The sequence below is a fragment of the Amaricoccus sp. genome, from assembly GCF_036846665.1.
Taxonomy (GTDB): domain Bacteria; phylum Pseudomonadota; class Alphaproteobacteria; order Rhodobacterales; family Rhodobacteraceae; genus Amaricoccus.
Map to the genome: position 1 here is coordinate 1 of NZ_DAIUBO010000136.1, position 10,200 is coordinate 10,200.

At 68.2% G+C, this 10,200-nt stretch carries 8 protein-coding genes and 2 pseudogenes; 3 read left to right on the forward strand and 7 right to left on the reverse strand.

Features of this window, described 5'->3' with window-relative positions; genetic code table 11:
* Window positions 1–448: 448 nt before the first annotated feature.
* Window positions 449–559, forward strand: a pseudogene (locus tag V7050_RS13345) (transposase); the annotation flags it as partial.
* Window positions 560–923: 364 nt separating this feature from the next.
* Here the strand turns inward: V7050_RS13345 and V7050_RS13350 are convergent.
* Window positions 924–1,880, reverse strand: a complete 957-nt coding sequence (locus tag V7050_RS13350) for a TAXI family TRAP transporter solute-binding subunit (RefSeq protein WP_324368849.1) — start codon at window positions 1,878–1,880, stop codon at window positions 924–926.
* Between the two features lie 219 nt (window positions 1,881–2,099).
* Between V7050_RS13350 and V7050_RS21065 the strand changes: the two are divergent.
* Both V7050_RS21065 and V7050_RS13365 read left to right on the forward strand, forming a co-directional pair.
* A pseudogene (locus V7050_RS21065) lies at window positions 2,100–2,828 on the forward strand (bestrophin-like domain).
* Between the two features lie 9 nt (window positions 2,829–2,837).
* Window positions 2,838–3,515: an AIM24 family protein gene (locus tag V7050_RS13365; RefSeq protein WP_324368855.1), complete on the forward strand. Its 678-nt coding sequence runs from the start codon at window positions 2,838–2,840 to the stop codon at window positions 3,513–3,515.
* A gap of 94 nt (window positions 3,516–3,609) precedes the next feature.
* Here the strand turns inward: V7050_RS13365 and V7050_RS13370 are convergent, their stop codons facing one another.
* The 6 genes from V7050_RS13370 to V7050_RS13395 all read right to left on the reverse strand — a co-directional run.
* On the reverse strand, window positions 3,610–5,265 hold the full coding sequence (locus V7050_RS13370) for an electron transfer flavoprotein-ubiquinone oxidoreductase (protein ID WP_324368857.1): 1,656 nt from the start codon (window positions 5,263–5,265) through the stop codon (window positions 3,610–3,612).
* 29 nt (window positions 5,266–5,294) lie between these two features.
* Window positions 5,295–6,152, reverse strand: coding sequence for a formyltetrahydrofolate deformylase (purU, locus tag V7050_RS13375; protein WP_324410662.1), 858 nt, complete (start codon window positions 6,150–6,152; stop codon window positions 5,295–5,297).
* A gap of 295 nt (window positions 6,153–6,447) precedes the next feature.
* A complete protein-coding gene (locus tag V7050_RS13380; RefSeq protein WP_324368861.1) occupies window positions 6,448–7,842 on the reverse strand; it encodes an L-serine ammonia-lyase in 1,395 nt (464 codons plus the stop codon).
* Window positions 7,843–7,944: 102 nt separating this feature from the next.
* Window positions 7,945–9,213 carry a serine hydroxymethyltransferase gene (gene glyA, locus V7050_RS13385; RefSeq protein ID WP_324368862.1) on the reverse strand — a complete coding sequence of 423 codons (1,269 nt, stop codon included), beginning with the start codon at window positions 9,211–9,213 and terminating at the stop codon, window positions 7,945–7,947.
* A 16-nt stretch (window positions 9,214–9,229) separates the two neighbouring features.
* Window positions 9,230–9,730, reverse strand: a complete 501-nt coding sequence (locus V7050_RS13390; protein ID WP_324368866.1) for a sarcosine oxidase subunit gamma — start codon at window positions 9,728–9,730, stop codon at window positions 9,230–9,232.
* A gap of 22 nt (window positions 9,731–9,752) precedes the next feature.
* A partial coding sequence (locus V7050_RS13395; protein ID WP_324410664.1) for a glycine cleavage T C-terminal barrel domain-containing protein occupies window positions 9,753–10,200 on the reverse strand: 448 nt, incomplete at its 5' end.

A 10,200-nucleotide genomic window follows, 5' to 3' on the forward strand; every position in this document is an offset into this window, starting at 1 on the left:
AGGGCAGCGCCCGGCCCGGGCGGAAGCGAAGCGCCCGCGTCGTGCCGGAGGCGCGCCTTTGGCGTGACGGGGCGGGCGCTTGTCTATTCTCGGCACGGCTCTGGCGGGCAGCGGCGGGGGCGGATCGTAGGGCGCTCGGCGCTTGCGCGCCGCCGGGCGCTGACCCTTGCTCGAACGCGCGATCTCCGAGCTCATGGAGCTGTTCCCGAGAGGGAGCACGGACGACCAGCTCCTCTGGCGCCTGCGCAGCAGCGGCCTGCACAGCGACGCGGCCTCCTGCTCGCGGCGCTTGCGGCCTTGTCCGACCGTGGCGAGATACGCCGTGCCGGGGAAGGGTGGTTCGCCGCCGACTGGCTGCCGCCGGCGGAGGGTGCCGCCTCGCCCGCGCCGGCGCTCCCGGGGGCCGATCCTCGCGAGGATCCGCTGCGAGCCGTCAGGATGAGCCGCTGAGCGGTTCCGGTCCGGCCGGCAGTTCGCCGCCTGGCTCGGGCTGACGCCACAGCAGCAGTCAACCGGCGGCATCTCCAGACAGGGTGACCGCGGCGCGAGGCGACACCTACCGACCCGCCCTCGCCGCCTGAGGTCGCGACCGGGCCCACGGAATGGCAAAGGCAGTTCTTGATGCGCAACGATCGAGCCAACGGCGAGAGGAGCGCGTCTGATTCACCGCGCCACTCGGGCGCGCCAGTTCGATCAGGGAACTCGCCGGCGGATTTCCATCAGGGCCAGCGGCCAAGACAGCGCCGCATAAAAAGGCCGGACACATGAAAGCAACCGATCCGCGCGGAAGACAGAAAGCCATTGCCAGAGGGGGCGTCCACACATGCATCTCAATCCTCAACCCAGAGGATTCCGCTCTTTTCAGCCGCTTCCGTGCAACAATGCCAACCAAGCGATGAGTCTTCCGCTCGAATTTCGCGTAGTCACTCGCCCCTCGGGACGGAAAAGGCCGCCTCCGCGCCTGGGTGGAGCGGGGCGGTGAGACCGATTGTCCGCATATGCGTTGCATCGAGTCCGGCGAGCACCGGTGCCCGCTGGCCAAGGGCGGGCAGGTGCTCGAGCGTGCGCGATACCAGTTCGGAGACCAGGTCCGGGTTCTGGTCGGCGAGGGTCACAACGGTCGCCGTCACGGCGAAGCTCGCAACGTCGGAGTCCAGCCCCGGATAGGTCCCGGCCGGTATCACCGCCGGTTCGAAATAGTCGCTCTCGGCGATCACGGCGTCGATCGCCGGCCCGGAGAAGTGGACGATCGCCGTGTCGCAATCTGCCAGCGAACGCCTGATTGCGGAGTTTGGGTGGCCGACGATCAGCAGGGTCGCGTCGATGGAGCCTTGGCAGAGGGCATCGAGGGCATTGCCCGTGGGAAGCTCGTCGATTTCGGCGAAGTCGGTCGGATCGGTTTCGAGGGCACGCATCAGCCAGTCGATCGTCGCCCGGCGTCCGGATGCGGGATGCCCGATATCGACCCGTTTCCCCATCAGATCGTCGAGCCCGCCGATCCCGGCATCGGCCCTGACCAGAAGTGTCAGGGTTTCCGGGTAGAGGCTCATGACGCTGCGAAGGTCGGACATCGGGCCGATTTCGGCATAGGGTCCGGTGCCGGCGAGTGCCTGACCCTGCCAGTCCGACTGGACCATGGCGAATTCGATCTGCCGGTCACGCAATGCGCCGAGATTGTAGATCGATCCCGCCGTCGGTTCGGGGCTGCAGCGCAACCGACCGCGGTCGGCGCGGTTCACGACGTCGCAGATCGCGTTCGCAACGGAATAATAGCCGCCGGTCACGTCGCCCGATCCGATGGTGAAGAATTCCAGGTCCTGCGCCGCCGCCGGGAGCACCGGGAGCGCGATGGCGAGGACCGATGCAGGAATGCGAAACATGCCGTCTCCTCGGGCCGGGCACGCGTCTTCTCGCAAATAGACCACTGCGGCGCGCGGCGGCCAAGCGAAATATTTCCGTTGCCCGGTGCGGCATTCGACGTCACTGTCGTCTGGGGGCGTGTGTTGGCAGCGGATGCCGAGGGGCGGATGCCGGATTTCATCTACGACATTCCGACGCGCAGCCTCGCGATCTATTTCTCGCTCTTCGCGGTGGCGATGATGGTGGTCGGCCTGCTCGTGGTGAAGCCGCTGCTGCGGCTGCTCATGGGAACCGGGCCGGACTTCAACCAGACCATCGGACAGGCGACCGCGGGGTTCAGCCTGTTCTACGGTCTCCTGCTCGGCCTTCTGACCGTCGCGGCCTATCAGAACAACGAGCGCGTGAAGGCAGGCATCATGGCCGAGGCCACAGCGCTCGGCGCGCTCTATGCGGACATGAACTCCTATCCCGAACCTCTGCGCACCGACATGAAGGCGATGATGCGCGATTACGTGCTCTTCACGATTTACGAGGATTTCCCTGCGCATCGCAAAGGCGATCTGCTGAACGGCGGTTTCAACCGGACCGATGCGATGCGCCAGAAGCTCGCCGGCTTCGAGCCTAGGTCGCGCGGGCAGGAGATCCTGCATGCGGAGGTGCTCGGTGGCTTCCAGGACTTCGCCCGGGCGCGCCAGTAGCGGCTGAGCGGCGTCATCACCGAGATCCCGGCGGTGCTCTGGTATGCGGTTCTGGTCGGTGCGGTCGTAAACGTCCTGCTGCTCGTCCTCCTCAAGATGCGTCCCCTGCAGCAATTCGTGCTCGGAACGATCACCACGTTCTTTCTCGGTGTCATTCTCTTCGTGATCGTCACGCTCGACAGACCGCTGCAAGGTGAATCCGGTCTTCAGCCCGAACCGTTGCGCCTTCTCTGGGAGCGCTCGATGGTCTGGGACGAGCCTCTGGGCTGAGGGCGCGAGATGGCCGATTTCACGATCCGCGAAGTGGAGGGCATGCGGCAGGTCCGGGTCGACATCTCAGGCGAGACGGTGCGTGCGCGCCGGGGCGCGATGTCGAACCTGCGGGGCGACATCCGCCTGACCCCGCGGCTGCCGCGGTTCCGGGATCTGTTCCGCTCGATGTTCACGAGCGAAGCGGTGATCCGGCCTTACTACGACGGCACCGGGTCGATCCTGCTGCAGCCCTCGCTCGGCGGCTATCACGTTCTGGACGTGGCTCCGGGCGAGCGCTGGATCCTGGAGCCGAAGGTGTATCTCGCGAGCGAAGGGTCGATCGAACTCGGCATGCATCGCGAGCCCTTCTGGGCGGGTCTCTGGGCCGGCGACGGCTTCTTCGCCTGGAAGACCACCATGGCGGGGGGTGGGCGGGCGGCGATCAACGCCCCGGGGCCGGTGGAGACCGTCGAGGTGGATGGCGAGCTGCGCGTGCAGGGGCGACTGGTTCTTGGGCGGACCGACGGGCTGCGCTTCTCGTCGCAGCGTTCGGCGCGTTTCCCGCGCAACCTGATATCGGGACAGAGCCGCCTGCGGGTCTTCACCGGCACGGGCAAGGCCTTGGTCTGCTGGACACCCTATTGGAACGAGCATCTCTACAAGCGCATGACCGGGGAGAGCATCGAGGGATCGCTGCTCGAGTGAAGCGCGCCCGTTGGCGAGCGCGACCGAGACGAGCCGGAACGGCTTCCTGGCCAGCAGGTTCCCGATCCAGACGGCAAGGCGGGTCACCCAAGCCTCACATGTTGGGATAGTTCGGCCCGTCTCCGCCTTGCGGCGTCGTCCAGACAATGTTCTGCAAGGGGTCCTTGATATCGCAGGTCTTGCAGTGGACGCAGTTCTGGAAATTGATCACGAACCGTGGGTTCGAGCCATCGTCGTCGCGGACGACCTCATAGACCCCGGCGGGGCAGTAGCGCTGCGCCGGTTCGGCGAACCGCGGGAGGGTGATGTCGATCGGTACTTCAGAGTTCGTAAGCGTCAGATGTGCCGGCTGCTCCTCGGCGTGATTGGTGAACGAGAAGGCTACGTTGGTCAGCCGGTCGAAGCTGAGGATGCCGTCGGGCTTCGGGTAGTCGATCGGCGCGAATCGGTCCGCGTGGCCGGTCGCCTCCGCATCGGTCTTGCCGTGCTTCAGCGTCCCGAATGGCGAGCGATTGCCGGCAAGGCTGTTGATCCACATGTCGAGACCGCCGAAGGCCAGTGAAGGAAACAATCCCCATTTCGACCAAATCGGCTTGACATTGCGGACCGGCCTCAGGTCGGCGGCGATCGGGCCGGCCTCGACCGCGTCCGCATAGGCGGTCAGCTCGTCGCCCCCGCGGCCGGCGCCGATCGCAACGCAGGCGGCCTCGGCGGCAGCCTTGCCCGAGAGCATGGCGTTGTGGTTGCCCTTGATGCGCGGCACGTTGACGAACCCTGCCGAGTCCCCGATCAGGGCGCCGCCTGGGAAGACAAGCTTCGGCACCGACTGCCAGCCGCCCTCCGAGATGGCCCGGGCGCCATAGGCGACGCGCTTGCCGCCCTTGAGCACCTCGGCGATCAGCGGGTGGTGCTTGAAGCGCTGGAACTCCATGTAGGGATAGAGCCAGGGGTTCTCGTAGTTCAGGTGGACGACGAAGCCGACGTAGACCTGGTTGTTCTCGAGGTGGTATATGAATGAGCCACCGCCCGCGTTGGAGCCGAGCGGCCAGCCCATGGTGTGGGTGACCTGGCCGAGCTTGTGGTTCTCCGGGTGAACCTCCCAGAGCTCCTTCATGCCGAGCCCATACTTCTGCGGCTCGCGGCCCTCCGAGAGCCCGTATTTCGCGATGAGCTGCTTCGCGAGGCTGCCGCGGACACCCTCGCCGATCAGGACGTACTTGCCCCGGAGCTCCATCCCGGGCTCGTAGGAGGGGCCGGGCGTGCGGTCCTTGTCGAGACCGAACTCGCCGGCGACGACGCCGGCCACGCGGTCGCCGTCGAACACGAGGGCGGAGGCAGCCATGCCGGGGAAGATCTCGATGCCGAGGCCCTCGGCCTGCTCGGCCATCCAGCGGCAGACGTTGCCCATGGCGGCAATGTAGTTGCCGTGGTTCGACATGAGCCTCGGCATCGGCCAGTTCGGAATGCGCATCTGTCCGGCCTGACCAAGCAGGTAGAAGCGGTCCTCGGTCACCGGCGTCGTCAGCGGCGCGCCCTTCTCTCGCCAATCCGGGACCAGAGCATCGAGACCGCAGGGGTCGAGCACGGCGCCCGAGAGAATATGGGCGCCGACCTCGGAGCCCTTCTCCAGCACGACGACCGAGAGATCAGGGTCGAGCTGTTTCAGCCGGATTGCGGCGGCGAGGCCGGCGGGGCCGGCTCCGACGATGACAACGTCGTACTCCATCGACTCGCGTTCGACGTCGGCCATGGGTGGCTCCCTTCGCTACCTGGCGCTGCCTACTTCGTGAAGACGACCGTGCGGCTGCCGCAGAGCAGGACCCGGCGCTCGAGATGGCTCTTCACCGCGCGGGCGAGCACCCGGGACTCGGTGTCGCGGCCGATGGCAACGAGGTCGTCGCCCGTGTCGGCGTGGCTGACGCGGGCGACGTCCTGCTCGATGATCGGTCCCTCGTCGAGGTCGGCGGTCACGTAGTGGCTGGTGGCGCCGATCAGCTTCACGCCGCGGGTGTAGGCCTGCTTGTAGGGGTTCGCACCCTTGAACGCCGGGAGGAACGAATGGTGGATGTTGATCGCCCGGCCGGAGAGCTTGCGGGTGAGGTCGTCGGAGAGGACCTGCATGTAGCGGGCCAGGATGACGAGCTCGGCTTCGGTCTCCGCGACGAGCTCGAGGAGCGCTGCCTCCTGATGGGGCTTGGTCTCGGGCGTCACCGGCAGGTGGACGAAGCGGATGCCCTCGTGGTCGGCGATCCGGCGGGCGTCCTCGTGGTTCGAGACGATTGCGACGACCTCGGCGCGGAGCCAGCCGACGCGGATCTGGTAGAGCAGGTGCAGGAGCGCATGGTCGAACTTCGAGACCATGGCAATGATCTTCGGCGGGCTTGCTGCGTCCACGACATTGAGGTCCAGGCCGAGCTGCTCGGCGGTGGGCGCGAGCGCCTGCTCGACCGCCGGCGCGGTCAGGCCCTGGGGGCCGACAAAGGCGACGCGCAGGAAGAAGCGGTTGGCCGGCCGGTCCCAGTGCTGGTTGGTCTCCGTGATGTTGCCGCCGAGGTCGGCGACGGCGGTCGAGACGGCGGCGATGATCCCAGGCAGCGGGTCGCTGGTCAGGGTCAGGATGAAGGACGTTTCCGACATTTCTTCAGCACTCCGGGAGGGTGACGGCGAAACCGCCGGTCGGGTTTGCAGGGGTCCGGTTTTGGTGGCGTCTGCGCCGGATCGCGCGTTGCCCCACTCTGGCAGCGCGACCGCGAGGCGTGAATTCAGGCAAGGCACTCGTGCGGTTTCAAAGATGCGCTCTCCATTCCGCATCCCGCGATTGCCTGGATTGGGAATTCTTCGCTTTGGTCGTCGTATCCGATGACCCTCCTGCGCCATAGGACATTTGCGACAGGACGACGGATGCTTCGGGACAGCTCGCCTCCCGCCGCCTTCAGCACTCTGGGAGGTTGACAGCGAGACCGCCGGTCGAGGTCTCCTTGTATTTGACGCTCATGTCGCGACCGGTCTGGCGCATCGTCTCGATGCAGGCGTCGAGGGGCACCACGTGGGTGCCGTCGCCGCGGAGCGCGAGCGAGGCGGCGGCGACCGCCTTGATGGCGCCGAGGCCGTTCCTCTCGATGCAGGGCACCTGCACGAGGCCCTTCACCGGATCGCAGGTCATGCCGAGGTGATGCTCGAGGGCTATCTCGGCGGCGTTCTCGACCTGGGCGTTGGTGCCGCCGAGGGCGGCGCAGAGGCCTGCGGCGGCCATGGCGGCGGCGGAGCCGACCTCGCCCTGGCAGCCGACCTCGGCACCGGAGATCGAGGCGTTGGTCTTGATGATGCCGCCGACCGCGGCCGCTGTCAGCAGGAAGTCGCGGATGCCCTTGTGGGTCGCGCCGACGCAGTGGTCGCGGTAGTAGCGGATCACCGCGGGTACGACCCCGGCAGCGCCGTTCGTCGGCGCGGTGACGACCTGGCTGCCGGCGGCGTTTTCCTCGTTGACGGCCATCGCGTAGACCGAGAGCCAGTCGTTGACGGTGTGCGGCTGGGCGATGTTGTTGCCACGCTCTGCGAGCAGCGCCTGGTGGATGGCGCGGGCACGTCGGCGAACCGCGAGGCCGCCCGGCAGGGTGCCGTCGGTGGCGAGGCCGCGGTCGATGCAGGCGTTCATCACCGACCAGAGCCGGTCGAGGCCGGCGTCGAGCTGGCCGGCGCCGCCGGCGATCTCGTTGGCGCGCTTCATTGCGGCGATGGAGAGGCCGGAGGCGCCGCCCATGGCGAGCATCTCGGCGGCGGTGGCGAAGGGGTGGGGGCGGTCGACCTTGGCGTCGTCGCCCTTCATGGCCTCCGTCTTCAACTGGCGCTCGGTCAGCACGAAGCCGCCGCCGATCGAGTAGTAGGTCTCGGTCAGGTACAGGTTGCCGGCGGCGTCGAAGGCGCGCAGCACCATGCCGTTGGCGTGGCCGGGGAGCGGCGGGCCATAGTCGAAGACGACGCCCTTCTCCGGATCCAAAGCCAGGGGGCCGATGCCGGAGGCGTCGATGGTCCCGGTCTCGCGGAGAGCGCTCAGGCGGCGTTCGGCTTCGTCTGGGTCGAGGGTGTCGGGGACGAAGCCGAGCAGGCCGAGGATCACGGCCCGGTCGGTGGCGTGCCCCTTGCCGGTAAAGGCGAGGCTGCCATGGAGCGTCGCCTCGAGCCGGGCTGGCGCCCCCGCGCCGGGCACGCGGTCGGACCCGTCGCGCAGCGCATCCAGGAAGCGCGCGGCGGCCAGCATCGGACCCATGGTGTGCGACGAAGAGGGGCCGACGCCGATCTTGAAGATGTCGAAGACGCTGAGGAACATCGTTGCCCCTGGCGCGACGTGGACCGACGGCCCCGTCGCGCATCTCGCGGTGAAGGTTTGCCCCGCGCGGGCGACGCGCCCGCGCGGGGGGTCGATCGAGCCTTACTCCTCGTAGATCGGATAGGCGTCGGTTAGCTTGCGTACCTCCGCCAGCACGCCGGCCTCGACCTTGGGGTCCCCCTCGGCGCCGGCGGCGGCGAGGGCATCGACGACCTTGAGCACGAGCTCGCCCACCTTGGCGAACTCGGCCTCGCCGAAGCCGCGCGTGGTGCCTGCGGAGGTGCCGAGGCGGACACCGGAGGTGACGAAGGGCTTTTCCGGATCGAAGGGGATGGCGTTCTTGTTGCAGGTGAGCCCGGCGCGCTCCAGCGCCCGCTCGGCGTCGCGGCCCTTCACGCCCTTCGGGCGCAGGTCGACGAGTACCATGTGGCAGTCGGTGCCGCCCGAGACGATGTCGAGGCCGCCCTTCTGCAGCGTGTCGGCCAGCGTGCGGGCGTTGGCGATGACGCGGGCGGCGTAGTCCCTGAACGATGGCTGCAGCGCCTCGCCGAAGGCGACGGCCTTGGCGGCGATGACGTGCATCAAGGGCCCGCCCTGGTTGCCGGGGAAGACCGCCGAGTTGAGCTTCTTCGCGAGATCCTCGTCGTTGGTCAGGATGATCCCGCCGCGCGGGCCGCGCAGGGTCTTGTGGGTGGTCGAGGTGGTGACGTGGGCGTGCGGCACCGGGTTCGGGTAGAGGCCGGCGGCGACGAGGCCGGCGTAGTGCGCCATGTCGACCATCAGGTAGGCGCCGACCTCGTCGGCGATGGCGCGGAAGCCGGCGAAGTCGATCTCGCGCGGGTAGGCCGAGGCGCCGGCGATGATCAGCTTCGGCTTCGTCTCCAGAGCCCGGGCGCGCACTGCCTCCATGTCGATGCGCTGGTTGTCCTCGCGGACCTCGTAGCTCACCACGTCGAACCACTTGCCCGACATCGTCACCGGCGAGCCGTGGGTCAGGTGTCCGCCATGCGCGAGGTTCATGCCCATGATGCGGTCGCCGGGCTGGAGCAGCGCCAGGAAGACGGCCTGGTTCGCCTGCGCGCCCGAGTGCGGCTGGACGTTGGCGTAGGCCGCACCGAAGAGCCGCTTCACCCGCTCGATGGCGAGGGTCTCGACCTCGTCGACGAACTCGCATCCGCCATAGTAGCGCTTGCCGGGGTAGCCTTCGGCGTACTTGTTGGTCAGCACCGAGCCCTGGGCCATCAGCACGTCGCGGGAGACGATGTTCTCCGAGGCGATCAGCTCGATCTGGTGCTGCTGGCGGCCGAGCTCGCGGCCGATGGCGGCGGCGACGGCCTCGTCGGAAAGGCGGGAGGCGACGGTGTCGAGCATAGCTGGGGTCCTTGTCTCAGAGGCCGGCGGCGAGCTCGCGCTCGGCGATGTCGAGGAGGGCACGGACGTGGGGGGCGAAGGAGCGCCACACGGTCAGGTGGAAGCGGTCGTCAGCCTCGCGGACGAGGACAACCTGGGCGGTGTCGAAGACGGTGCGGGCGCCGGAGCCGACCGGCATCCGTGCGAGATCGCGCGGGCAGCCGGTGGCGAGCAGGTCGAGCACGGCCGGGCCTTCGAGCGCATAGGTGATCTCGCGGTCCGAGACCTCGACGGCGCTGTGCGGCGCCGCGATGCCGCTCAGACTGGCGAGGAGCGCGTCGCGCTCGGCCTCGGGCGCCTCGAGAAGCCATTCGTCGGGGCCCAGGCAGAGGGCTGTGCGGGCGCCCTCGGCGCTGCGGGCGCCGACCGTGGTCGGTAGCCCAAAACCGATGCCGGCAGGGTCCGCGATGCGGAGCGCGATCCGCGTTGTCGGCGGCAGCTCGGCGATGGTCACGCCGGCGGAGGCGGTGGACGTCATGGCGTTCAAGGTTCTCTCCATCTCACACGCTGATCCGGGCGTTCTCGGGGTCGAGGAACACCGTGCCCTTCACCACCTTCGCGGTGATCGTGCCGTCGGGCATCGGGACATGCAGGGTCTGGCCGTCCCGATCCCGGCCGTCGACGACGACGGCCATGGCGATCGACCGGCCGAGCGCATCGCTCCAGTAGGAGGAGGTGACGTGGCCGATCATGGTCATCGGCTTCGGCTGGGCCGGGTCGGCGACGATCTGGGCGCCCTCCTGCAGCACGACCTTGGGGTCGTCGGTCAGCAGGCCGACGAGCTGCTTGCGGCCCTTCGCGACCATGTCGGGGCGGGTCAGCGAGCGCTTGCCGACGAAGTCGGGCTTGGCCTTGCCGATCGCCCAGGTGAGCCCGGCGTCGTCGGGGGTCAGCGTGCCGTCGGTGTCCTGGCCGACGATGATGTAGCCCTTCTCGGCGCGCAGCACG